Source organism: Ruegeria sp. CDSA246, assembly GCF_059611225.1.
The window spans coordinates 34,900-58,713 of record NZ_JBXWPD010000005.1 but is presented as its reverse complement, the minus strand read 5'-3'; the positions used below and the strand labels follow the sequence as shown (position 1 = coordinate 58,713).

General features: G+C 57.2%; 28 protein-coding genes. 15 read left to right on the top strand and 13 right to left on the bottom strand.

Features of this window, described 5'->3' with window-relative positions; genetic code table 11:
* Positions 1 to 10: 10 nt before the first annotated feature.
* From AC2FI9_RS07595 to AC2FI9_RS07580, 4 genes are all read left to right on the top strand, one after another.
* Positions 11 to 691 carry a type 1 glutamine amidotransferase gene (locus AC2FI9_RS07595; protein WP_496766902.1) on the top strand — a complete coding sequence of 227 codons (681 nt, stop codon included), beginning with the start codon at positions 11 to 13 and terminating at the stop codon, positions 689 to 691.
* Complete coding sequence (locus tag AC2FI9_RS07590) at positions 691 to 2,049, top strand: glutamine synthetase family protein (RefSeq protein WP_496766901.1); 1,359 nt, start codon at positions 691 to 693, stop codon at positions 2,047 to 2,049. The genes AC2FI9_RS07595 and AC2FI9_RS07590 overlap by 1 nt, the downstream gene beginning before the upstream one ends.
* 8 nt (positions 2,050 to 2,057) lie before the next feature.
* Positions 2,058 to 3,362: an NAD(P)/FAD-dependent oxidoreductase gene (locus tag AC2FI9_RS07585; RefSeq protein WP_496766900.1), complete on the top strand. Its 1,305-nt coding sequence runs from the start codon at positions 2,058 to 2,060 to the stop codon at positions 3,360 to 3,362.
* Positions 3,363 to 3,475: 113 nt separating this feature from the next.
* Positions 3,476 to 4,690 carry a DegT/DnrJ/EryC1/StrS family aminotransferase gene (locus tag AC2FI9_RS07580; protein WP_496766899.1) on the top strand — a complete coding sequence of 405 codons (1,215 nt, stop codon included), beginning with the start codon at positions 3,476 to 3,478 and terminating at the stop codon, positions 4,688 to 4,690.
* Positions 4,691 to 4,696: 6 nt separating this feature from the next.
* Here AC2FI9_RS07580 and AC2FI9_RS07575 read toward each other — a convergent pair whose 3' ends face one another.
* The 4 genes from AC2FI9_RS07575 to AC2FI9_RS07560 form a co-directional block, all read right to left on the bottom strand.
* Positions 4,697 to 5,455, bottom strand: a complete 759-nt coding sequence (locus AC2FI9_RS07575; protein WP_496766898.1) for a trypsin-like serine peptidase — start codon at positions 5,453 to 5,455, stop codon at positions 4,697 to 4,699.
* Positions 5,456 to 5,466: 11 nt separating this feature from the next.
* Positions 5,467 to 6,021, bottom strand: a complete 555-nt coding sequence (gene phaR, locus AC2FI9_RS07570; RefSeq protein WP_496723607.1) for a polyhydroxyalkanoate synthesis repressor PhaR — start codon at positions 6,019 to 6,021, stop codon at positions 5,467 to 5,469.
* 135 nt (positions 6,022 to 6,156) lie between these two features.
* Complete coding sequence (locus tag AC2FI9_RS07565) at positions 6,157 to 6,603, bottom strand: phasin family protein (RefSeq protein ID WP_058274073.1); 447 nt, start codon at positions 6,601 to 6,603, stop codon at positions 6,157 to 6,159.
* Between the two features lie 132 nt (positions 6,604 to 6,735).
* Positions 6,736 to 8,541, bottom strand: a complete 1,806-nt coding sequence (locus AC2FI9_RS07560) for a PHA/PHB synthase family protein (RefSeq protein WP_496766897.1) — start codon at positions 8,539 to 8,541, stop codon at positions 6,736 to 6,738.
* A gap of 110 nt (positions 8,542 to 8,651) precedes the next feature.
* On the opposite strand from AC2FI9_RS07560, the gene phaZ reads away from it, so the two are divergent.
* Together phaZ and AC2FI9_RS07550 are read left to right on the top strand one after the other, a co-directional pair.
* Positions 8,652 to 9,923 (top strand): polyhydroxyalkanoate depolymerase, encoded by a 1,272-nt coding sequence (gene phaZ, locus AC2FI9_RS07555; protein ID WP_496723867.1) that lies wholly within the window; start codon positions 8,652 to 8,654, stop codon positions 9,921 to 9,923.
* Positions 9,924 to 9,928: 5 nt separating this feature from the next.
* Positions 9,929 to 10,513, top strand: a complete 585-nt coding sequence (locus AC2FI9_RS07550) for a DUF6151 family protein (protein WP_496741113.1) — start codon at positions 9,929 to 9,931, stop codon at positions 10,511 to 10,513.
* Here the strand turns inward: AC2FI9_RS07550 and AC2FI9_RS07545 are convergent.
* The 5 genes from AC2FI9_RS07545 to AC2FI9_RS07525 all read right to left on the bottom strand — a co-directional run bounded on the left by AC2FI9_RS07545 (position 10,504) and on the right by AC2FI9_RS07525 (position 14,106).
* Positions 10,504 to 11,220 carry an alpha/beta fold hydrolase gene (locus tag AC2FI9_RS07545; protein WP_496766896.1) on the bottom strand — a complete coding sequence of 239 codons (717 nt, stop codon included), beginning with the start codon at positions 11,218 to 11,220 and terminating at the stop codon, positions 10,504 to 10,506. The two genes, AC2FI9_RS07550 and AC2FI9_RS07545, sit on opposite strands and share 10 nt — an antisense overlap.
* Before the next feature lie 84 nt (positions 11,221 to 11,304).
* Positions 11,305 to 11,919 (bottom strand): hypothetical protein, encoded by a 615-nt coding sequence (locus AC2FI9_RS07540; protein WP_496766895.1) that lies wholly within the window; start codon positions 11,917 to 11,919, stop codon positions 11,305 to 11,307.
* 17 nt (positions 11,920 to 11,936) lie between these two features.
* Positions 11,937 to 12,365 (bottom strand): VOC family protein, encoded by a 429-nt coding sequence (locus AC2FI9_RS07535; RefSeq protein WP_496766894.1) that lies wholly within the window; start codon positions 12,363 to 12,365, stop codon positions 11,937 to 11,939.
* Positions 12,365 to 13,360 (bottom strand): alpha/beta hydrolase, encoded by a 996-nt coding sequence (locus tag AC2FI9_RS07530; RefSeq protein ID WP_496766893.1) that lies wholly within the window; start codon positions 13,358 to 13,360, stop codon positions 12,365 to 12,367. Before AC2FI9_RS07530 ends, AC2FI9_RS07535 begins: the two co-directional genes overlap by 1 nt.
* A complete protein-coding gene (locus AC2FI9_RS07525; protein WP_496766892.1) occupies positions 13,357 to 14,106 on the bottom strand; it encodes an alpha/beta fold hydrolase in 750 nt (249 codons plus the stop codon). The genes AC2FI9_RS07530 and AC2FI9_RS07525 overlap by 4 nt, the downstream gene beginning before the upstream one ends.
* Positions 14,107 to 14,301: 195 nt before the next feature.
* Between AC2FI9_RS07525 and thrS the strand changes: the two genes are divergently transcribed.
* The 5 genes from thrS (at position 14,302) to AC2FI9_RS07500 (ending at position 18,986) form a co-directional block, all read left to right on the top strand.
* Positions 14,302 to 16,260 (top strand): threonine--tRNA ligase, encoded by a 1,959-nt coding sequence (thrS, locus tag AC2FI9_RS07520; RefSeq protein ID WP_496766891.1) that lies wholly within the window; start codon positions 14,302 to 14,304, stop codon positions 16,258 to 16,260.
* 222 nt (positions 16,261 to 16,482) lie between these two features.
* Positions 16,483 to 16,785, top strand: a complete 303-nt coding sequence (locus tag AC2FI9_RS07515; protein ID WP_058275886.1) for a BufA1 family periplasmic bufferin-type metallophore — start codon at positions 16,483 to 16,485, stop codon at positions 16,783 to 16,785.
* 70 nt (positions 16,786 to 16,855) lie between these two features.
* Positions 16,856 to 17,713, top strand: a complete 858-nt coding sequence (gene bufB, locus AC2FI9_RS07510; protein WP_496766890.1) for an MNIO family bufferin maturase — start codon at positions 16,856 to 16,858, stop codon at positions 17,711 to 17,713.
* Complete coding sequence (locus tag AC2FI9_RS07505) at positions 17,710 to 18,471, top strand: HvfC/BufC family peptide modification chaperone (RefSeq protein WP_496766889.1); 762 nt, start codon at positions 17,710 to 17,712, stop codon at positions 18,469 to 18,471. Before bufB ends, AC2FI9_RS07505 begins: the two co-directional genes overlap by 4 nt.
* A complete protein-coding gene (locus tag AC2FI9_RS07500; RefSeq protein WP_282169248.1) occupies positions 18,468 to 18,986 on the top strand; it encodes a DoxX family membrane protein in 519 nt (172 codons plus the stop codon). The genes AC2FI9_RS07505 and AC2FI9_RS07500 overlap by 4 nt, the downstream gene beginning before the upstream one ends.
* A 1-nt stretch (position 18,987) precedes the next feature.
* On the opposite strand, the gene AC2FI9_RS07495 is transcribed toward AC2FI9_RS07500, so the two are convergent.
* Positions 18,988 to 19,356: a hypothetical protein gene (locus tag AC2FI9_RS07495; RefSeq protein ID WP_496723624.1), complete on the bottom strand. Its 369-nt coding sequence runs from the start codon at positions 19,354 to 19,356 to the stop codon at positions 18,988 to 18,990.
* Positions 19,357 to 19,395: 39 nt separating this feature from the next.
* Complete coding sequence (locus tag AC2FI9_RS07490; protein ID WP_496723625.1) at positions 19,396 to 19,713, bottom strand: ArsC/Spx/MgsR family protein; 318 nt, start codon at positions 19,711 to 19,713, stop codon at positions 19,396 to 19,398.
* A 215-nt stretch (positions 19,714 to 19,928) separates the two neighbouring features.
* On the opposite strand from AC2FI9_RS07490, the gene AC2FI9_RS07485 reads away from it, so the two are divergent.
* Positions 19,929 to 20,135, top strand: coding sequence for a cold-shock protein (locus AC2FI9_RS07485; RefSeq protein WP_010439113.1), 207 nt, complete (start codon positions 19,929 to 19,931; stop codon positions 20,133 to 20,135).
* Between the two features lie 229 nt (positions 20,136 to 20,364).
* Here AC2FI9_RS07485 and thyX read toward each other — a convergent pair whose 3' ends face one another.
* Complete coding sequence (thyX, locus tag AC2FI9_RS07480; RefSeq protein WP_496723627.1) at positions 20,365 to 21,276, bottom strand: FAD-dependent thymidylate synthase; 912 nt, start codon at positions 21,274 to 21,276, stop codon at positions 20,365 to 20,367.
* A 175-nt stretch (positions 21,277 to 21,451) separates the two neighbouring features.
* Between thyX and AC2FI9_RS07475 the strand changes: the two genes are divergently transcribed.
* From AC2FI9_RS07475 to AC2FI9_RS07465, 3 genes are read left to right on the top strand one after another with little or no spacing between them, the layout of a single operon-like run.
* Positions 21,452 to 21,880 (top strand): VOC family protein, encoded by a 429-nt coding sequence (locus AC2FI9_RS07475; protein WP_496766888.1) that lies wholly within the window; start codon positions 21,452 to 21,454, stop codon positions 21,878 to 21,880.
* On the top strand, positions 21,877 to 22,581 hold the full coding sequence (locus AC2FI9_RS07470) for a DUF1194 domain-containing protein (protein WP_496766887.1): 705 nt from the start codon (positions 21,877 to 21,879) through the stop codon (positions 22,579 to 22,581). The genes AC2FI9_RS07475 and AC2FI9_RS07470 overlap by 4 nt, the downstream gene beginning before the upstream one ends.
* Complete coding sequence (locus AC2FI9_RS07465; protein WP_496766886.1) at positions 22,578 to 23,300, top strand: DUF1194 domain-containing protein; 723 nt, start codon at positions 22,578 to 22,580, stop codon at positions 23,298 to 23,300. Before AC2FI9_RS07470 ends, AC2FI9_RS07465 begins: the two co-directional genes overlap by 4 nt.
* On the opposite strand, the gene AC2FI9_RS07460 is transcribed toward AC2FI9_RS07465, so the two are convergent.
* Complete coding sequence (locus AC2FI9_RS07460; RefSeq protein ID WP_496766885.1) at positions 23,301 to 23,798, bottom strand: MarR family winged helix-turn-helix transcriptional regulator; 498 nt, start codon at positions 23,796 to 23,798, stop codon at positions 23,301 to 23,303.
* Between the last annotated feature and the right edge of the window lie 16 nt (positions 23,799 to 23,814).

The following is a 23,814-nucleotide window of genomic DNA, read 5'->3' as shown; positions in this document are numbered from 1 at the left end:
TTGGTGACCCATGAAAATCGGCATCCTACTGACCGGCCATCCACCTGATGAACTGCAGGACAAATTCAGCGAATATGACGCGATGTTTGCCGCGCTGTTGGACGGCAATGGTTTTACCTACGAAACCTTCGCCGTTGTAGACGGCCAATTCCCCAAGGACGCGTTTCAGGCTGATGGCTGGATTATCACCGGCTCGCGCCATGGCGCGTATGAAGATCATGCGTGGATACCACCGCTTGAGGATCTGATCCGCGCCATTCAACGCAGCGGTCGTCCGCTGATCGGTGTGTGCTTTGGCCACCAGATCATCGCGCAGGCGCTTGGCGGCAAAGTCGAAAAGTTCACCGGCGGCTGGGCCGTGGGGCGCACCGAATATGACTTGGAAGGCCAATCCGTCACCCTGAATGCCTGGCATCAGGATCAGGTGGTTGAGCTGCCCGAAGGCGCGCGTGTGATCGGCACCAACGACTTTTGCCGCAATGCGATGGTAAGTTATGGCGACAACATCTGGACCGTGCAGGCCCACCCGGAATACGGCGATGCCTTTATCCAGGGCCTGATGGAAACGCGCGGCAAGGGTGTGGTTCCCGACCCGTTGATGGAAGCTGCCGCTAACCGGCTGCCCGGCCCCGACGACAACGCGACCATCGGACGGCACATGGCAGAATTTCTGAAGAAAGAGAGGGCCTGATGGCCGACTGGACAGACCAGCTGCCAGAAGCAGCAAGAACCTATATCTCCGGCCACCGGCTGGATGAGGTCGAATGCATCATCTCGGACTTGCCGGGCATTGCGCGCGGCAAGGCCGTACCTGCCAGCAAGTTCGCGCGGCAGACTTATTTCCACCTGCCCGACAGCATCTTTTATCAAACCATCACCGGCGATTGGGGCGAAGCAGCGGGTGAAGACGGCTTTATCGAGCGGGACATGATCTTGAAACCTGATTTCTCGACCGTATCTGCCGCGCCGTGGACGGGTGACTGGACATTGCAGGTTATTCACGACGCCTACGATCGGGACGATAAGCCGATCCCTTTCAGCCCGCGAAATGTTCTGAAACGCGTCGTGCAGCTGTATCATGACAAGGGATGGAAACCGGTCGTAGCACCGGAAATGGAGTTCTTTCTGGTCGCCCCCAATGTCGACCCGGCACAGGGCATCAAACCGATGATGGGCCGTTCGGGTCGTCCGGCAGCCGCGCGGCAGGCCTATTCGATGACCGCGGTGGACGAGTTCGGACCTGTGATCGACGACATCTATGATTTTGCTGAACATCAAGGGTTCGAGATTGACGGCATCACGCAGGAAGGCGGCGCGGGTCAGTTGGAGATTAACCTGCGCCATGGCGACCCGGTCAAGCTGGCTGACGAAGTGTTCTACTTCAAACGTCTGATCCGCGAGGCCGCGCTGCGCCACAACTGCTTTGCTACCTTCATGGCGAAACCGATCGAGGATGAGCCGGGCTCGGCCATGCACATCCACCACTCGATTATCGACATGGAAACAGGCCAGAACATCTTTTCCGGTCCTCAAGGCGGTGAAACGGATGCGTTCTACAACTTCATTGCCGGGTTGCAGAACCACCTGCCAGCTGGTCTGGCCGTGATGGCCCCATACGTGAATTCCTACCGCCGTTATGTGAAAGACCACGCCGCGCCGATCAATCTGGAATGGGCGCGCGACAACCGTACCACCGGCATTCGCGTACCCCTGTCCGGCCCCGAGGCCCGCCGCGTGGAAAACCGGATCGCCGGCATGGATTGCAACCCCTATCTGGGCATCGCGTTGTCTCTGGCCTGTGGTTATCTGGGCCTGACCCAGCAAGAGCGCCCGCGCCGCCAATTCTATGGTGACGCCTATGAGGGCGAAGGTGATATCCCGCAGGTTATGGGCAACGCTTTGGACCTGTTTGATGAGGCCACTGCCTTGCACGAAGTTCTGGGCCCTGAGTTCGCCCGCGTCTATGGCATCGTCAAACGGGCCGAATACGAGGAATTCCTGCAGGTCATCTCTCCGTGGGAGCGCGAGCATCTGCTGATGAATGTCTGAGGCACCCGATGAACCTGCTTTATTCCAATGACCGCAAGGCCGAGTACCCGGCCAGCTGGTACGCTGCGACGGCCAATCCGGTGGATCGCTTCCCCGCGCTGTCCGGCGATGTGAAGGCTGATGTTTGCATTGTCGGCGGCGGGTATACCGGCCTGTCCGCCGCATTGCATCTGGCCGAAGCAGGGTTCGATGTTGTTCTGCTTGAGGCGCACCGCGTTGGCTTTGGGGCCTCGGGCCGCAATGGCGGGCAATTGGGCAGCGCACAGCGGATGGATCAGGAAGACCTCGAGCGGCTGGTCGGCGATGATGACGCCGCCAAGCTGTGGGACCTGGCCGAAGACGCAAAAGATCTGGTCAAATCCCTGATCGCGAAGCACCAGATCGACTGTGATCTGAAACCCGGCGTGGCCGTTCTGGGCCTCAGCAATGGTGAACAGCAAGAGCTTCACGATCACGCGGCGCATCTGTCCGACCGCTATGGTTATAACCAGATCAAGGTTCTGGACGAAGGCGCAGGTCAGGCATTGTGTCCTTCGCCCTCTTATCAAGGCGGCTATTTAGATATGGGCGCGGCGCATCTGCATCCGCTGAATTTTGCGTTGGGGCTGGCTCAGGCAGCGGCAAAAGCAGGCGTACAAATCTATGAAAGCACCGAGGTTCTTGGCGTCGAAGAAACCACCCCAGCCGTTGTGAAATCCGCGCAGGGCAATGTGACGGCAGACCACGTCATTCTGGCCTGCAACGGATATCTCGGCGATCTGAACCGCAAGGTGGCCACCAAGGTCATGCCCATCAACAATTTCATCGCCGCGACCGAGCCTTTGGGCGCGGATACCGCCCGCGTTCTGACAAAGGACGTGGCTGTCGCCGACACCAAGTTCGTGGTGAATTACTTCCGCCTTAGCGCCGATGGCCGCCTGCTGTTCGGCGGTGGCGAAAGCTACGGTTACCGTTTTCCCAGTGACATCACGGCAACAGTGCGCAAACCGATGACCGAGATTTTCCCGCACTTGAGGGATGTAAAAATCGACTACGCTTGGGGCGGCACTCTGGCCATCACAATGCGTCGGATGCCGTATCTGACGCGGATCGCGCCCAATATCCTTTCCGCGTCGGGTTATTCCGGGCACGGGGTCGGCACGGCCACGCATGCGGGCCAACTGATGGCACTGGCCATCCGGGGGCAAGCCGAAGGGTTCGACACGATGGCCCGCGTCCCCGCCATGCCCTTTCCAGGAGGCACTGCCCTGCGCAGCCCTCTGCTGGTGCTGGCGATGACATGGTTCGCGCTGCGGGACCGGTTGGGTTTCTGACCTTTAGGAATTTTGGCATATCGGTGAAATTTCGCCTTAGGGGCGAATGAGGGCTTGGCTTGCATTTCGTTTAGCTTTAACTTTCCCAAAGATAGAATTTGGGAAAATCAAATATGACGCTTCCGCCAAACGTTCATGCCGCCGAACCAATCCCCCCAGCAGCAAAAGAAGCCATCGACGCCCTGATGCAGTCAGGCGATCTGTTTCGCTATACCGCACCGCAGGACGCGCCGGTTGCCTTGCTTGAGGCCGAGTTTGCCAAGCTGCTGGGCAGTAAATACGCGCTGGCCGTTTCGTCCTGCTCGGCTGCCCTGTTCCTGTCGCTCAAGGCGCTCGGCCTCCCGCGGGATGCGCGGGTTTTGATCCCCGGTTTCACCTTCGCCGCCGTTCCGTCCTCGGTCGTGCATGCGGACTGCATTCCGGTGCTGTGCGAAGTGGGTGAGAATTACCGCATCGACATGTCGGATTTCGAGGCCAAGCTGGACGGAGTTCAGGCCGTGATCATCAGCCACATGCGCGGCCACACTTCAGACATGGACGCCATCATGGCGCTGTGTGACGCGCGCGGCATCCCTGTGATCGAGGACGCGGCGCACTCGCTGGGCACAACCTGGCATGGGCGCAATATCGGAACGATTGGCAAGATCGGCTGCTTCTCATTTCAGTCCTACAAGATGATCAACGCGGGCGAAGGCGGTATTCTGATCACCGACGACGCCGATCTGGTGGCGCAAGCCGTGATCATGTCGGGCGCGTATGAACATAACTGGAAGAAGCATAAGGGACCGCAAGGCGACAACTCGCCCGAGTTGGAGCAGGCATTTGCTCGCTGGCAGAACCAATTGCCGCTCTATAATTTGCGGATGAGCAATCTGAGCGCTGCGGTGATCCGGCCCCAAATCCCGGAACTTGCGCGTCGTGTGCGTGATGGCCTGTCCAACCACGACTATGTAGCAGACCGGCTGAATACATCGCCCCATATCGATGTCCCCGCCCCACTAGCGCCTGAACGCCGGGCACCGGATTCTATTCAGTTCAACCTTGTGGACATGGACGACAACGAAATCCGCGCCTTTGCTGCGGCAGCTGAGGCGCGGGGCGTCAAAGTTCAGGTCTTTGGCCTGAGCCAGGACAACGCACGCGCATTCTGGAACTGGAAATTCCTGCCGGAAAAGTTCGAGCTACCGCAAACCCGCACAATGCTTATGAAAGCCTGCGACGTACGGCTGCCTGTCCGCCTGACGCGCGAAGAGCTGGACGTGATTTCGGATATCCTGCTGGCGTCTGTGGGCGAGGTTACAGGCCCGGTTCCTGTCTACGGAACCTGACGACGACTAAGGTCCAAGGTCAAACAGATCGACCGGCAAAAACAGTGCTGTGATCCCCTTGGGGGTTTCAGCCACGCGGGATAGGATTCCGACAACCTGCAATTCGGTTTCCGTCCTAACCAACAAAGGCGCACCAGAATCGCCCATCATGACCGGACATGTCGCCAGCAAAACCCCGCTTGAATGGCGGTGCGGTTGGCAGGTTTTTGTTTTGCTCAGCACATGGGGCCGGATACCGGGATACCCCGCAACAAACGTGCTAGTGGCGCTATCATCCCCCAGCGGCAGATAGCCGACTTGCTGCCCAATCGGCGCGCTGAGTTCCAGAACCGCCCAATCCAGGTCTGCTCTGTCATCAAACCGACCTTCAACGCCCTGTTCGGGATGGAGCCGATACCCTTTCACGCCTGAAACCGCAGCAGCTTCTCCGCGCTGATAACCGGCGGCGAAACGGATGCTTGAGGGTGGAATCCACCGCTGACGCGGTGTGTTGTACAGGCAATGCGCGGCGGTCAGGACAAGATTGTCCGAAACAAGAACACCGGTGCAGTGAGACTTCTGATCCCGACTGGCAAAATTAACACGTCCAATCGCCCGCCACGGGGGCTGATCGGCCGCAAGAATTTCGCGTGCACGAATCGCATCACATCCGGCTTCGGCCCGTGTCCCCAATGTACAAACTTGGGTCCACTGGTCCGAGAAAACACCTTGCGACGACGCGGGTTGCATCCAAAGTAGCGTGATACTCAGGATCAACCAGCGCATCTTGGGCCACGTCAGTTAAGCTTGGACAGCTTTTGCTGCAGTTCCGCCAACTGTTTTTTGATGTCGTCCAAATCTTCCTTGGGCTCGGATTTGGCGTCATCGTCTTTGTCCGGACCGGACCATCCGCCGGACAGACCACCTGTCATGGCTTTCAGGAATGCTTGCTGCTGCGCCTGAATTGCATCGAATCCCGGCATCTGAGACATCGGATTCATCGCGCTCATGTTTTCCATCATCTTGCTCTGGTTTTCCCGCAGCATCTCGAATGAGCTTTGTAGGAATTGCGGCATCACACCGCCACCCGGCAGCATGTAGCTGCGCACAAGATCGTTCAGCACATTGACCGGCAGCACATTTTCGCCGCGGCTTTCGTGTTCAGCAATGATTTGCAGCAGATATTGCCGCGTCAGATCATCACCTGACTTCAGGTCTATGATCTGTACTTCGCGCCCGTCCCGAATAAACGACGCAATGTCTTCAAGCGTGACGTAGTCGCTGGTCTCGGTGTTATACAGCCGACGGCTGGCGTAACGTTTGATCAACAGTGGTTTTTCTTGTTCCGACACCGTTTACCCTCCCCAAGGATGATGCATTGCAGCAGAGATTATGCGAGCGCAGCACAAAAAGAAAGGGCAGGTCTTTCGACCTGCCCTGCGCGATAGCACCGATTGGGAGGAGTGGGTGCGCCTCGCGGCGTTTGCTTACTTGGCAGCAGTTGCTTTCTTGGCAGCTGCGGTCACGTCGTTGGTGGCTTTTTTGACAGCCGCGGTTGTGTCTTCGGCTACGTCTTTGCCAGCTGCCATCAGCAGCTCAACGGTTTCGGACTGAACTTTTTTCGCGATCTCTGCGAAGGCTGCCATGTTTTCAGCTGCAACTTCAGCCGATGCGCTGGCGAAGTCGGTGGCCGCTTTGGCGTAGTCTGCAGGCTCTGCCTTGGCTTTCGACATCTCGGTCAGCTTGGCCAGGGTGTCCTTGGTCCATTTGTTCGAGATCTCAGCCGACTTTTCAGCCGCTTCCAGTGCAACACCCGACAGCTTTTCGTTCAGCGTCGCGGTCGATTTGAAAGCTCCTTCCAGAGCGGTGGTGTCAACGGGGAACGCGCCCATAACGTCTTTCAGGGTCGCGGTGAAATCTTGCGTCTTTGCCATTGTCCTAAATCCTTTTGCCGAACCGGGCCCACCCCGGTTTTCATCAGCTTGAGGATAATATGGATGCCGCAATGCAGCATTGCAAGATTTTTCTTGCTGCATTGCAGAATTTTTCCACGAAATAATTTAAAATCAACCGCTTGCCTTGACCCGTACATAGGTCCCCGGCGCCGGCGCCAAGCTGGGGTGGCCCGAATCGCCGGGCGTGGGCGCTGGCACCTGTTTGCCTGACCGCTTCTTCAACCAAGCCTCCCACCGGGGCCACCAGGACCCTTCGTGATACGTGGCCTCTTTTAGCCAGGTTTCGGGGTCTGCCTTCAAATCGGTGTTGGTGTAATGCCCGTATTTCTTCTTGCTGGGCGGGTTCACGATTCCGGCGATATGCCCCGATTCCGAGACGATGAAGGTCTTTGACTGCGACCCCATCTGCTGCACTCCGCGATAACACGCCTTCCACGCCGCGATGTGATCGGTCTCGCAGGTGATCGCCATCAGCGGCACGTCCACGTCGCGCACATGCAGCTTGTGCCCCAGCAATTCGAACCCGTCGGTGACGAAGTCATTGCGCTGACATAGGCCGCGCAGGTACTGAACCGCCATGCGGCCGGGCAGATTGGCCCCGTCCCCGTTCCAGAACAGCAGATCAAACGCGGGCGGTGTCTCACCCATCATATAACTGCGGATCGCAGGCCCATAGATCAGGTCCTTTGAGCGCAGAAATGACATCGTGCGCCCGATGATCCACGCTTTTAGTACACCGTCCTCCGAGATCTGATCCTCGATCCCGTCCACAAAGTCGTTCTGCAGGAAGGGCGTGAACTCTCCCTGGTCTCCAAAGTCGGTCAGGGCCGTGAAGAACGTGGCCGACTTAATCGACTTGTCGCCGCGTTGCTTGAGCAGCGACAGCGTCAGGCTGAGCGTGGTGCCCGCGATGCAGTAACCGACAGCGTTGACCTGTTTGACCTTGCAGATCGATTTGACCTCTTCGATCGCGGTCAGGAATCCCTCCTGGATATAATCCTCCATGCCAATATCGGCGTGGGATTCATTGGCGTTCACCCAGCTGACCACAAACAGGGTATAGCCCTGCTCGGTCACCCATTTGATCAGGCTGTTCTGCGCCTTGAGGTCCAGAATGTAGAACTTGTTGATCCAGGGCGGGAACAGCACCAGCGGTGTTTCGTGCACCGTCTCGGTCGCCGGTTTGTACTGGATCAGCTCCATCAGCCGGTTGCGATAGATCACATCGCCGGGCGTTGTCGCGATATTGCCGCCAACCTCAAAGGCGCTGTCATCGGCCAGCTTCACCACCATCTCACCGTCATTAGCCTCGAGATCGGCCACGAGGTTTTCCAGCCCCTGGATCAGTGACTGGCCTTCCGTCTCAACCGCCTTTTCCAGCGCATCCGGGTTGGTCGCCAGAAAGTTCGTCGGAGACATCATGTCGATGATCTGCTGCGAGAAGAACGCCAGCCGCTGCTTGTCCTGCACATCCAGATCCTCGACCGAAGCCACTGCTTGCGCGATGGCTTCGGCATTGGTCTGATATTGCTGGCGGATGAATTTGAAATACGGGTTTGTCTCCCACAGAGGGTTGGAAAACCGCTTGTCCCGGGGGGCGGAGGCGGCCTCTTCCGCCTCCTCGCCGCTCACCAGCGCCTGCTGCGCCTCGGCAAAGTTCAGAACAGACTGGCCCCAGAACTCGATCTGCTGCTCCAACAGCTTGGCCGGGTTCTGCATCGCCTCAGCCCAATACGCCGATGCTGCCTTTGCATAAAGCTCTTGATTCGGACCGTCTAACGCAGGGTTATGACCCTTCTTTCCCGACATCGCATCAACAAGCCGCTTCGAAAGCTCCTCCACCTTGTCCATATTTTCTTTAAGCCTCTCAAGGTGTTCCGGGGATAGCTCCTGTGTCTGGTGTTCACTTGTTGTCATTTTAACAATTCCCCCTTAACCTCGCTGCTATGCAGAATAATCGTCGTGGGCTTGGGGAACAAAGCGACGAATGGTCCGACACTCACACCGGCAGCCAGGAGGCCCCCTATATGCGCTACATGATGACCTACGACCTTATGGAAACCATGCGCAACACGAACCAATGGATGGGGGCAACGGCCAGTGCTATGGCGTCTTACCCACTGTTCTCCATGATCCCCAACCCAGCGTTCAGCATGATGGCCGCATGGGGCGAAGTGACCGAGCGCACGTTTCAGCGCATGATCGCAAAGCCGGACTGGGGTATTCGAACGTTCACGTGTGAGGATGGCAAAGACCACCTTGTTGATATTGTTCCCGTAATGGAGCGCCCATTTGGCGACCTGATCCATATTCGCGTCAACGGACGGGAAGAACAACCCCGTAAGGTACTGTTGGTTGCACCTATGTCGGGGCACTACGCGACTTTGTTGCGCTCGACAGTCAAGAGCCTGCTGGTCAATTGCGAGGTTTACGTAACTGATTGGCATAATGCGCGTGATATTCCCGTTTCCGAAGGCAAGTTCGATGTCGAGGATTACACGCTCTACCTTGTCGATTTTATGAAGGAACTGGGCCCGGACACACATGTCGTCGCCGTTTGCCAACCCGCTCCGCTGACCCTGGCCGCGACCGCATATCTGGCCGAGGTTGAACCCAAAGCCCAGCCAAGCACACTGACCCTGATCGGTGGGCCGGTTGACCCTGACGCCACTCCGACCGACGTGACAGATTTCGGCCGCCGCGTCACCATGGGACAGTTGGAAGAAACCATGATCCAACGCGTGGGCTTCAAATATAAAGGCGTTGGGCGCATGGTCTATCCCGGACTACTGCAGCTTGCCTCTTTCATGTCAATGAATGCAGACCGCCACTCCAAGGCGTTTACAGATCAGATCCAGCGCGTGATGCGGGGTGAAGCATCGGATCACGATGCCCATAACAGGTTCTACGATGAATATCTGGCCGTTATGGATATGCCAGCCGAGTTTTACCTGTCCACAGTCGAGCGCGTTTTCAAAAACCGCGAAATCGCGCGCAACGAGTTCATTGTTGCGGGGCACAAAGTCGATATCGGCAAAATCACTGATGTTGCGGTCAAATCGGTCGAAGGCGCAAACGATGACATCTCGGCCCCAGGTCAGTGTATCGCCGCTCTTGAGTTGTGCACCGGCTTGCCGGCCAACAAAAAGGCAAGTCATGTCGAACCCGGCGCCGGCCATTACGGCATCTTCGCGGGGCGCAGCTGGCGCGACAATATCCGGCCGCTTGTGATCGACTTCATGAACGCCAACACGCGCAAACCACAGCGTCGCGCGGCAAACAAAAACAAAGTGGCCTGAAAACGATGAGCAGGAAGACGGTGAAAGATACCCCGTTTTCCTGCTCTTGCGGTTCCCTACATGGACGGATCAGCGCCGCAGGCGTGAAACACGGCACACATGTCGTGTGCTACTGTCACGATTGCCGCGCGGCGCAATTGTACTTTGGGCAACCCGATCCTGCCCCCGGTCCTGTTGAAATCCTGCAGATGCTTCCGGAAGAGATCCATTTCGACGGTGGCGCAGAGCATCTCGCGCTGATGCAACTAAGCCCCAAAGGGATGATGCGCTGGTATGCCAGTTGCTGCAATGCGCCACTGGCGACCACACCAACAACGCCGAAGTTCCCATTCGCGGGTTTTATCGTCAAACGTATCCCCGACCCAAGTGGGTTGGGGCCGATCACCACGCGCGGGTTTATCCCCACAGGACACGGCAAACAGACCCATGAAAAGATTGGGTCAGCCGTATATGGGCTAGTGACCCGTGTCGCGAAATCGCGGGTGTCAGGCAGTTGGAAGAACACACCCTTCTTCGACCCAGGCACTTTTGACCCGGTTGCCGAGCCTGTGATCCTCAGCAAATCCGAACGCGCAGCCCTTTATCCGTAGGTGGTTCGCGCAGGTGTGCTTAACCAGTTCTCAAGCGCTTCATTGACGACCTGAGGGGTCTCGAGGGTTGGCAAATGTCCCGCGTCCTCGACCACTTTCAGTTCGGCATCCGGGATCAATTCCGCCATAAAGGCGTGTTTGCGCACAGGTGACAGCAGGTCACGCGCCCCACACAGCACCGGCGTGGGGCACTTGATCGTCCTCAGCGCCCCTTGCTGATCAGCGCGCCGCTGCAAAGCGCGCATCTGCCGGTCAAAGACATCCGGCCCCTGGTCCAGAGCCATTGTTATCACGTCATTTAGGATAGGAACGCGTCTTGGCCCTGGGGCCAGTGTGTCTGACCCAATGATTTTTCGCATCACCTCTTCAAGCCGTCCGGCCTTCGCGCCGACCATATGCTCTTCTCGCGTTGCTGCGATCTGGGGCGTGTCGGCCTGCGCATCCGTCGCCATCAGACACAGGCGCGAGATTCGGTCGGGTGCACGGCGAACAAGTTCCAAGGCCACGGCGCCGCCCATGTTCAACCCGGCCAGCGCGAAACGATGGGGCAGTTGATCCAAAAGGCCCGATGCGATCTCTTCAATCCGCTCGCCCAACGAAACTGGTGCAACCGTGACCGCGCGTTGACGAGAAAAGTGGGCGATCTGAGGGGCGAACACCCTAGAATCGCACATCAATCCGGGCAATAGAACCAACGGCTCGATCAATCGCGGCCTCCTTCGTCTCAGCCTCTTGAGCGGCTTTGTTTTTTAACAAGATGAGAGGTTTTATAAGTCTGAGCAAGTCAAACTTCACGGATAGGCAATACCGCGAAACGTGGGAAAATCCGCGTAGCGCCTTTGACGAGTCTTCAGGTCTTCGCCCGGATTTTCGCCCGCACGCAACAGGCAGCCGCGCGGGGCGATGTAGCTGTCGATACGCTTGAGGGGAATTGGTCGCCACACCAGATTGAAGGCACAAAGTTTTGGAAAGAACCAAATCTCGGAATACTCCAGATGGTCGTGCATCCACCACGCAAGATCGCGCCAATCCCGGCCTTCCGCATAACGATCCGCGAACCACGGAATGACAATCGACGCCCCAGCAACCCGATAATCGCCGGTGCCCCAATCCCAGATATGGCACTCCAGCGGATTATCATTTCGGGCACAGTTCAGCCGGTTTTCATTGCCAAATTGGTTTAGAGACGGCGACCGGTAGCCCGAGCGCACGGCAACACGTCCGAACGTTTCCTCTAACGGGTCGAGCAACGTCTGGCAAAAGGCCCGACCAGTTTCGATGGCAAGATCAGGGTTGTCGGGAAGGTTCTGTTTTTCATGGAAATTTCCAATCTCTGAATACAGGAAATCCCGCATGAAAAAGTGCCGGGACAGGCGCACGCGGCCAAGAGTTTCAAGGCTCCACATGCTGCCCGGCTTGCGCATTACCCGTACCCGTTCCAACGAAACGCCCCATCAGGGGCCAGAGGTGAGAACGGGTTGAAAGCGACCTCCCATATCGTCCCCTCGGGCGCGCGGAAATAACCGTGATGCCCGCCCCAGAACACATCCGAAGCCGGTTTGAGAACCTCGGCACCGGCCTCTTCGACCTTGCTCAGAACCTGCGCGACCTCTTCTTTCGACCGGCAATTATAGCTGAGCGTAAGTGCTCCGCTACCCAAGGTGCCGACATCGACACCGATCTCATCGGCCAGTGCTGGCAGCGGATACATGCCCAAGGTCTGCCCGATCAAGTCAAAGGCAATCACACCATCCGGGCTATCGACACGTTTCCAGCCGATCTTTTCATAGAACACGGCCGCGGCTTCCGGGTCCTCGACCCCAACCGTTATTAAGCTGACGCGCTGTTCCATCATTCGATCCCCTGCTCTTTCAGCCATGCCAGAATACCAGCGACCGCGGCATCCGTCTGCCCCGGAGACATCAAGCGTCCGGCGATCACATGGGATGACGGGTCATCACCCGGCCCCATCGTTACCGTCTGAACACTTGCAGGCCCGCCCCAGGCATCGGCCACCTTGTGGGTCAAGTCCGGACGCACAACCTGATCATCGTCAGAGAACCAGAACAGCGCTGGGGCACGCGCCTGCGAGAAGTCCAATGCATAAACAGACTCAACCAAGGCGGTCATAGGCACAACTGCCTCCCACGGATAAACCGACGACCAGTACTTGTTCTTTTCCGGGTCCGGGCCAGAGACGTCCCGTTCTTCCCCCATGATCAATGGCAACCAGCTTCGCGCCCAAGGAAGGCCCGGTATCCAGGCACCGGGCGTGTTCACGCCAAAGTTCGGAGAGACAAAGACCAATCCGGCTACGTTTTCTATAAGCGCGTCGTCCAATGCCGTAGCCGCAGCCAGCGTTCCGCCGGTCGAGGTCGAAATCACGACAACCTGATCGCCCACCGCCCGAGCGGCAGCCAACCCTTCGGCCATATTCTGCATCCAGCCCGAGGCGGTGCCTTCGGCCATTGCATCCCCACCGCGCCCATGGCCCTGCAAGCGGGTGTAGACCAGATTGGCCCCCAACGCCTCTGCGACCATATCGGGGACCGGACGAATTTCTTCGGACGAGGCGGAAAACCCGTGCACATACAGGATGGAAACCGGCGTGCGCTGTTCTTTGAACCCGTCTCGCCAGATAACCCGTTTCTCAACACCCGGAGTAATGTCATCGAAAGTGGACTCGACGCTTTCGAAATAGACCTGCACCCCTTCGCCAAACTTGCGGGGTTCAAATGTCGGATTCAGGTTCACCTCTTCGCGGGGGCCGAACCAATAGATCAAAGCGCCAGCCGCAACCAGCACTAGAAGAAAACGACCTATAATTTTGCCGAATGCCCGGATCATTGCACGCCCATCACTTCAAGCACGGCGTTTTCGATGATCTCAAGGCATGGCCCGTCCGAGAATCTGTGGTCAGCGTCCTTGACCAACAGCAGACGCATGTCAGGTCCCGTGGCGTGGTCCAATAGACGCATTGCGGTTGCACTGGAAACCGCCGTATCTGCAGTCCCCTGCAGAAAACGAACCGGAAAAGGAAGGTTCATTCCATCCCGCAAAACCAGCCGTTGTCTTCCATCTTCGATCATACGCTTCGTGATGATGTAGGGCTCCATATAGTCCGAGGGCAGTTCGACATACCCTTCGGTCTCCAACACCTGTTTTTGCGTGTCAGAAAACGATGCCCAATACCCGTCCTCGGTAAAATCCGGGGCCGCGGCGATTGTGACAATACCGGCAATCCGGTCCGGTAACGCTTTGGCCAGTAAAAGCGCCTGCCAGCCGCCCATTGACGATCCGACAATGATCAAAGGCCCAACAGTCAGCTCAGTCACGGCGGCCAGAGTGTCCTCGTGCCAGTCCCCGATACAGCCGTCCTCAAACTTGTCCGAACTTTCACCGTGACCAGAATAATCAAACCGCAGGAATGCCTGACCGCGCGCCTTGGCCCAAGCCTCAAGATGCACCGCCTTGGTGCCCTCCATGTCAGACTTCAGCCCGCCCAGAAAAACAACCGTCGGCCCTGCCCCATCGCTTTTGTGATAAGCCAACCGCCGCCCCTGCGCCGTGTTCAGAAAATCCGTCGCTGCCATGTTGCCCTCTTTCCTTTTGAGGTTCATCATGCACGGCTGCCCCGTGGCTGCAATTCCCGAATTCGAACCTCCCGCCGCGTCAGCCACAGCGCGGTTGGGAGCTTGACAGGTCATGCTGCAACTGCCAAATGGATCGAACACACATAACCCGCAACCGGGCGTTCAGTGGGCGCCAAACCGACGAGGAGAGCCGATATGGCCCTAGACTCACAGTCAGTCTCCCTTACTTTTCCCGACGGCAATTCCCGATCCTTCGACGCAGGCGTGACGCCCGCGCAGGTGGCTGCCGACATCTCGACCTCATTGGCCAAAAAGGCCATCTCGGCCACCGTGAACGGCCAGCACTGGGACCTGCAGTGGCCCATCGAATCTGACGCGCAGATCGCCATCCACACCATGAAGGATGAAGAGCAGGCCAACGAGCTGATCCGTCACGATCTGGCCCATGTGATGGCACGCGCGGTGCAGGAAATCTGGCCCGCAACCAAGGTCACCATCGGCCCGGTGATTGACAATGGCTGGTACTATGATTTCGACCGGGAAGAACCGTTCACGCCCGAAGATCTCGGCCTCATCGAGAAAAAGATGAAGGAGATCATCAATAAGCGCGATCCCGTCACCACCGAAATCTGGGACCGTCAGCGCGCAATCGAATTCTACAAGGCCAATAACGAGCCTTATAAAGTCGAGCTGATCGAAGCCATTCCGGGTGACGAACCGCTTCGCATGTACTGGCACGGCCACTGGCAGGACCTCTGCCGTGGCCCGCACATGCAGCACACCGGCCAACTGCCGGGCGACGCCTTCAAGCTGATGAGCATTGCTGGCGCCTATTGGCGTGGCGACAGCGACCGCGCGATGCTGCAGCGCATTTACGGCGTGGCCTTCACCGGCAAGGAAAAGTTGAAAGCGCACCTTCACATGCTGGAAGAGGCCGCCAAACGTGACCACCGCAAGCTGGGCCGCGAGATGAACCTGTTCCACATGCAGGAAGAGGCACCGGGTCAGATTTTCTGGCACCCGAATGGCTGGAAAATCTATACCACTCTGCAGGACTATATGCGCCGGATGCAGGAACGCGACGGTTACGTCGAGGTGAACACGCCGCAGGTCGTAGACCGCAAACTGTGGGAAGCGTCTGGCCACTGGGACAAATACCAGGAGAACATGTTCATCGTCGAAGTGGACGAGGAGCATGCTCGCGAAAAGGCGATCAACGCGCTGAAGCCGATGAACTGCCCCTGCCACGTGCAAGTGTTCAATCAGGGCCTGAAGTCCTATCGCGACCTGCCTCTACGCATGGCCGAGTTTGGATCCTGCGCGCGGTATGAACCCTCGGGCGCTTTGCATGGGATCATGCGGGTCCGCGGTTTCACGCAGGACGATGGCCATATCTTCTGCGCCGAGGAACAGATCGAATCTGAGACCGCCAAGTTTATCGCGTTCCTGTCCAAGGTCTATGCCGACTTAGGGTTCCATGACTGGACCATCAAACTGTCGACTCGCCCGGAAAAGCGGATCGGATCAGACGAAAGCTGGGATCTGGTCGAAAAGGCGCTGGGTGATGCCTGTAAGGCAGCGGGCTATGACTATGAAGTCCTAGAAGGCGAAGGCGCGTTTTATGGCCCCAAGCTGGAATTCACTCTGACCGACGCGATCGGCCGGACATGGCAGTGCGGCACCCTGCAAGTTGATCCCAACTTGCCCGAACGTCTGGATGCAAACTTTATCGGAGCCGATGGCGCAAAGCATCGTCCGTTCATGCTGCACCGTGCGACCCTGGGCTCGTTCGAACGCTTCATCGGTATCCTGATTGAAGAACATGCTGGCAAACTGCCGTTCTGGTTGGCCCCGCGACAGGTCGTGGTCGCCTCGATCACGTCAGAGGCGGATGACTATGTATTGGAAGTTGTCGAAACGCTGAAGGCCGCGGGCGTGCGTGCCGAGGCGGATATTCGCAACGAAAAGATCAACTACAAGGTCCGGGAGCACTCGGTCGGCAAGGTGCCGATCATTCTGGCCGTCGGTCACCGCGAAGTTGACGAGCGTACGGTAAGTGTGCGCCGCCTTGGCGAAAAACAGACACAGGTTCAATCGCTTGAGGCTGTAACAAAAGAGTTGTCTTTGGCGGCTACCCCGCCCGACCTTCTGTAACATTCGGCGATAATTTGCACGAAATCCGGCCTCGAATTAGAGGCCGGATTGAAACATTTTCAATTTTTCATTTCAAAAACAGTTTGTTAACCTTCAAGAGGGCATTACGCTCTTTGACGGGGTTGTGAGACACGGGCTCGTGAATTCACCTGCCCCGATTTAGCTACTACCTTTGTCATTGTCACAAGAAGACATACGCAGTCATCAAAAGGGATTACCGAGATGTCGAACACCGCAAAAACCCTGGTTATCGCAAGCGCAGTTGCAGCAGCCGTATCTGGCGTCGCCACAACCGCCTCCGCACAAGCCAAAGAAAAATGCTATGGCGTTTCGCTGGCCGGTCAGAACGACTGTGCCGCTGGCCCCGGCACCACCTGCGCGGGCACCTCGACCGTTGACTATCAGGGCAATGCCTGGACCTTGGTCGACGCTGGAACCTGCGCCGATATCGAACTGCCCAAGTCGGCAGATGGTGCAGCGCGCGAAGGTTCGCTGGAACCGCTGGAGCGCGACCTGCCGGCATAAGCCCAAGCATCTGAGAATCGGAGGGGCGGGCCCTATCGCCCGCCTCTTTTCGTGACCGGAGGATTTGCACATGCTGGATAGTTCACTTCGATCGAACAGACTGCCCGCGGCACCGGGCGTCGGGTATAAACCCCAGCATTACGACCAGATTCTGGACCATGCGCATCCGGTCAGCTGGCTTGAGATCCATGCCGAAAACTACATGGGTGATGGCGGCAGGCCGCTGGCTCAATTGCGCCACCTCTCTAAAAAATTCCCCATTTCCGTCCACGGCGTCGGCCTCTCGATCGGTGGAGAAGGCCCCTTGGACCCCGATCACCTGGCGCGCCTGAAACACTTGGTGGGGTGGCTGAATCCGGCCAGCTTTTCCGAGCATCTGGCCTGGTCGACCCATGACAGTCATTTCCTGAACGATCTTCTGCCCCTGCCCTACACGGACGAAACGCTGGAGCGTATCTGTGCCCATATAGATCAGGTTCAGGAAACCGTGGGGCGGCAAATGCTGTTGGAAAACCCATCCAGCTATTTGGCTTTTGAAGAAAGTACATGGTCCGAGCCTGACTTCCTGCGGGAAATCGCACGTCGGACAGGATGTGGTCTTTTACTGGACGTGAACAACGTCTTTGTGTCGGCCACCAATCTGGACTTCTCGCCGCAGAGCTACATCGACGCCTACCCGCTGGACAACGTCCACGAGATCCACCTTGGCGGTCATGACGAAGACGAAGACGACCATGGTCGTCCCTTGCTGATCGACAGCCACGGTCGCGAAGTCGTTGATCCCGTGTGGACGTTGCTGGATTACGTGTTGGACCGTTCCGGCCCGAAACCCGTACTGATCGAATGGGATACGGACGTACCCGACTGGTCCGTTCTTCGGGCTGAAGCAGATCGGGCGCAGGCGGCACTGGACCGCATCCCAGCATGAGCGTTTCGCAAACCACGTTCCGCGCAGCCCTGCTTGACCCGTCGGCGGCCGTTCCGGACGGTTTGTGGGATGCCGCAGAACGCCCCGCCGGGCGACGGTTCAGCGTTTACCGCAACAACGTGGCTGTTTCGCTGACCGAAGCGATGCATCAGGCCTTTCCGGTGATCTCACGGCTGTTGGGATCTCAGAACATGGATGGGCTTGCCGGGCTTTTCCTGCGCAAACATCCCCCGTCTTCACCGCTGATGATGTTCTACGGTGAGGAATTTCCGGAGTTCCTTGCCGGGATGGAGCAGCTGTCACACCTTGGCTACCTTGCCGACGTCGCGCGTCTGGAACTGGCGCTGCGCCGGTCCTACCACTCTGCTGACAGCCAACCTGCACCGCCTGATGCGCTGGCCATCCCACCGGAAGAGATCGTTCTGGCAAAGCTGGAATTTGCGCCATCCATGAAGGTTCTTCGGTCAGATTGGCCGCTGTTTTCGATCTGGCGCTTCAATTCAGAAGACGGTGCACCAAAACCTGCCCCCGGATCCGAAGATATCCTGATCACCCGGCCCGAATTCGACCCGGCCCCGCATTTTCTGCCCAAAGGCGGAGCGGACTGGATCGCGCACGTTCAGGCCGGACTTACCATTGGCGAGGCATTTGAACAAACCTCTGCCGAATTCCCCGAATTTGACCTTGGGGCCACTCTGGCGCTGCTTTTGCAGGGCGGCGCAATAACCTCTGTGACTATCGAAAGGCTGGCAACATGACTGCCCTGATCTCATTGCACAACAATACCCTGGGAAGGTTGGAATTGACCTCTGGCTGGTTGACGCCGACCCTGGCGCGGGTCGTGTTCATCGCGGTTCTGCTGTTCTATTTCTGGAATTCAGCAATGACAAAAATCGACGGTTCGATATTCTCGCCGTCTGCAGGCGCGTTTGGTCAGATCTTTCCAAAAGCGGCCGAAGCCGCCTTGTACGATATTTCTCAGCTGACCATTGTCCAGCGTATCGTGATTTTCCTAGGTACCGTTGCAGAGTTCGTTCTGCCCGCGCTGCTGCTGGTTGGCCTACTTACACGCCTGGCAGCATTGGGCATGATCGGTTTTATCTGGGTTCAGACCGCCACTGACGTTACCGGGCACGGAGTGAAACTTGGCAGCCTGTTCGACAATGCGATCTCATTGATAGACCAACGCATGATGTGGACTTTCCTGTTCCTCGTCATCGTCATTAATGGCGCAGGTCCGCTCTCGGCCGACCGAATCCTGCGCATTAAGTGAACTAGAAATGTGCCTTGGGCTCGTCCGGCTTTCCCGCGGCCAGCCCAAGGATGCCCGCCACGGCGGCAAAGGCCACCGGGAACATCGTAAAGACGTTGAAACCAAACGCGAAATACATCCCGACGGCTGAGATCAGCAGCAATATTCCACCGATCAGAGCCCGCGCATGGGCCATTGCGCCCCCCGCGATGGCCAGCAAAGGTGCAATAATGGAAGCAGTCTGGATGAACTGTGCGTTGTCCACTTGTTCAGCAAGGCCTTCGATCTCACCGTAATGGTCTATGAATTCGATATAGCCATAGCCAAAAAAGCCAACAATCATTCCGATCAAACCGGCAATGACGCCCAAAATCATTGATGCGTTGCGCATTTAAACCCTCATAATTACGTCAGACACATAAGCGCCCAATCAGGTAACGCCAAGACTTGCCTTGGTTTTTGCGGTCCAGCCCAACGACAACGTACCGTCATTTTCGATCAAGGGGCGCTTCATCAAAGTCGGGTGTTCCTTCAGCAGCTCCAAAGGTGGTCGCGTGCGTTGTTCCGCGTCCAATCCACGCCAAGTTGTTGACCGGGTATTGAGCAAAGCTTCGCCGAACGTATCAAACGCCTCTGTCAGGACAGAATCGGGAACACCTTGCGTCCGAACGTCTACAAATTCTATATTTTCTATTTCTTTTAATGCCTTACGGCACGTATCGCAATTTTTCAGGCCATATAGACGCATTTTGGGACCGTTCCTGTACTAGTATGAATTTTGGGCATTTTTGCCTGCTGCTTCCAGTAATTCTTGATTTTTTACTTCACCGTGCAATGTTGAAAAAGACGAAACACACAATTCGGGCTGCGTCGTGTGGGCGAAGCGGTGATGCGTTGTGGTTGCGTCAACCACTGCCCCCACCAATTTGTGGGACAACGTGTAAGTAGAAGGAGACACGGGAAATGCCAACTGGCACCGTGAAATGGTTTAATACCACGAAAGGCTATGGGTTTATTGCCCCTGACGAAGGTGGCAAGGACGTTTTTGTTCATATCTCGGCCGTAGAACGGTCCGGTCTGACCGGACTCGCTGACAATCAGAAAGTCTCGTATGAGTTGGAAGACGGACGCGACGGCCGACAAATGGCCTCTGATTTGAAGCCGTTATAAAACACCCCGTCATCTGCGGGTACTAAAAGCAGGCCAACGGCCAATTTCCGGCCGTTGTCCATTCTCAAGGGTTTGAAACCTTACCCTCGCGTCGGTTTGGAATCGGCATGAGTGTTTTAGTTTTCGCCGAACACCACGATTTCCGAGCGTTCACACATAACACTGATGACTGATGTCATGAACCGCTCGAAATGGCATCATGACATCAGAAGAAAGAGTCTTGTCGGTTTTAACCCTCGCGAATGACTGCCTCGAACTCGCGCCATTCCCGTGTTGTCATGCCCGAGTTTTCCTGCGTCACGGCTTCGCCGGCCAACATGCGCCGCAGGCTATCAACCATCTGCGCCGAAAGGTTGACCGCGCCCAAACGGTAATCTTCGAACGCTCTATACGCGAAGGGCACCCAGTCGGCAACGATCTTGCACATCATGTCGGCGTAAACGCGGATTTCGTACTGAGCATGTGGATCGGCCCTCAAACGCAGGAAATGGAACAGGTTGTGCAGGTCCACCTTCCAGTACCACTGCGTGTAGATATTCGCAGGCAGGTTCATGCGCGCCAGTTCTCGCGCCAGCCCCTGCTGACCATCCTGGTTGATCATCGCTTCATAATTGTCGTAGCACCGCGCGCTATCGGCCTTGAGCATCTCAAGAACGCGGGCCGCCTCTTCCCCTTGAAGGGCGTCGCCCCGGCCCTGATTGTTCACTTCAGACTGCGCGGCCACATGGTCCGGCGCAGGGATATAGAACTCTCGGTCCAGAATCGAATACCGCGCAGAATACTCATTCACATTTGCGGTCCGGTGGCGAATCCACTGTCGCGCGACAAAGACCGGCAGTTTGACATGCAACTTGATCTCGCACATCTCAAACGGGGTCGAGTGCCAGTGCCGCATCAGATAGCGGATCAGGCCCTCGTCATTCTGCACCGATTTGGTGCCCTTGCCATAAGATACACGTGCCGCCTGACAAATCGCTGCGTCATCCCCCATGTAATCAATCACGCGTACAAAGCCGTGGTCCAGCACCTGATGCGCGGTATAGAGGTGGTCTTCCATCCCCTCAGCCACAACGCGGCGTGTTGGATGCGATTGCGCCCGTTGCGCTTCGATCTCGGCCAGTTGGTCAGAGGACAGCGGCATGAAAGTTCCTTTCCAGCAATGAGTCGCCCACCACTATATCTCGGCAATTCCCAGACCGGAACCGCGACATGTGCACCAAGCGTCGCAATTTCCAAATTGTGTCCGCCCTGCCCCTCGACACGCTTGGTCCGCGCGCTAAGCTGCAGCGCATCACCTGAATAGAAAGGAAGCCACAATGGGGCTGACATATCTTCACACCATGGTTCGCGTGAAGGATCTGGAGAAGTCGATGGCGTTCTACGAACTGCTGGGCCTGAAGGAAACCCGCCGGTATGACAGCGAACAGGGCCGGTTTTCGCTGATCTTCATGGCGCCGCCAGGGCAAAAGGACCGGCCAATCGAACTGACGCATAACTGGGACGGCGACGATAACCTGCCCAGCGACAGCCGCCATTTCGGGCACTTAGCCTACGGCGTCGATAACATCTACGAAGTTTGTCAGCACCTGCAAGACAACGGCGTCGTTATCAACCGCCCGCCGCGCGATGGTCGCATGGCTTTTGTGCGGTCTCCGGATAATATCTCGGTCGAACTGCTCCAAAACGGCAAAGCGCTGGAACCAGCCGAGCCCTGGGCCAGCATGGAAAGCACCGGCAGCTGGTGATCCGCTGGCTGATAGCGCTGGGTCTGGCCGTTCTGGCCAGCCCCGTTCGGGCCGAGACCTGCCGGCTTGCACTGGCGCTCGCTATGGATATCTCGACTTCCGTGGACGAGAACGAAGACGTTTTGCAACGGAAGGGTCTTGCGGCTGCATTGATCGCACCAGAAGTGGTCGAGGCATTTTTTTCGTCGCCCGGGCCGGTCGCGCTGGCCGTGTATGAGTGGAGCGGCCGCACCACCCAACGCGTTATTCTGAACTGGACCATGATCAACACCGAAGCCGACCTGCTGGTTGCCGCCTCAACGGTGCAGCAATCGGTTCGCTCGGACAGCGCCTCGGCCACGGCAATGGGTTATGCCTTGGCGTTTGGCGCGACTTTGATGCAGCAAGCGCCACCCTGCCTTTTTAACACCATCGATTTGTCCGGCGATGGCTCAAACAATGACGGCTATGGGCCGGACTCGGCATACCGGCACTTTCCTTTTCAAAACGTCGTGGTCAACGGACTGGTGATCAACGCTGCTGATTTTGAAGGAGAGCTGTTCCTCATCCCGTTTTTCGAAAACAACGTTCTGCATGGTCCTGGCGCGTTTCTTGAAATCGCACAAGGATTCGAGGATTTTGAACGCGCGATGCGTCGCAAGCTGGAACGTGAGCTGAAAGGATTGCAGATCGGTGCGTTGAAGGAGGGTGCACATCAATGATCCGCCTCCTGGCCGCGATATTTGCCATGTTCGCCAGCGCCGCCGCGTCGGAATGCAGGCAAGCACTGGCGTTGGGGCTGGACGTGTCCGGTTCGGTCGACAGCACCGAGTATAGGATGCAAACCGGAGGTCTGGCGGCAGCCTTGCAACGCCCTGAAGTTGTTCAACTGATACTGTCCGACATCGGCGCGCCTGTGCGATTGGCTATCTACGAATGGAGCGAGACCCGCCATCAACGCATGTTGGTAAACTGGACTGAGATCCGCACGGCACAAGATCTTGCACTGATCAGCGACCAATTGAAGACCGTCGCGCGGGGTAACGCACCACAGGGCACGGCTGTTGGGTCAGCAATGCGGTTCGGAGCCAATCTACTGTCGCAGCAACCGAATTGCTGGAAACGCACATTGGATCTGTCAGGGGACGGCAAGCACAATCTGGGCCCTCATCCACGCAGCGTGAAAGCCGAACTGGAAAACACCGGCATCACGATCAATGGGCTGGTGATCGGAGCCGACGATCCCAGTCATGGCGACAAACGCTATGTCCAAGTCGGTGAGCTTTCCGCCTATTACAACACATGGGTTATACTGGGGCCCGGAGCATTCGTCGAAGTCGCTTTGGGCTTTGAGGCCTATGAGGACGCAATGACCCGAAAACTGATACGCGAGCTAGATGGGCTCACCCTGTCCGATGCCACAGATACCCTGCGCCCCTGATCAATAGATGTACCGGATTTGGTCCGTCCAATACCGCTCGACCCGCCGCAGGGATGTGGTGATATCATCGATGCCTTCCAGCCCCAACACGCCGCGATTTTGCAGCCCCTCAGCGTGGCGCGAAAACAGCTCAGATACGACATCGCGTATCTCACGACCGCGTGGGGTCAATCGAACCCTTACGGATCGGCGGTCGATCTCGCATCTTTGATGGTGCATGTACCCCATTTCGACCAGTTTCTTCAGGTTGTAGCTGACGTTGCTGCCCTGATAATACCCGCGACTTTTCAGTTCACCCGCGGTGACTTCATGGTCGCCGATATTGAACAAAAGCAAGGCCTGCACAGCGTTGATCTCCAATACGCCAACACGCTCAAACTCGTCCTTGATGACGTCCAATAGCAACCGGTGCAGCCGTTCCACCAAGGCAAGTGCCTCAAGATAGTTGGTCATGAACCCTTTGGTTCCCGGCGCGGAGACCTGCATTTCCATACTCATCCGATCCTCCGATTCA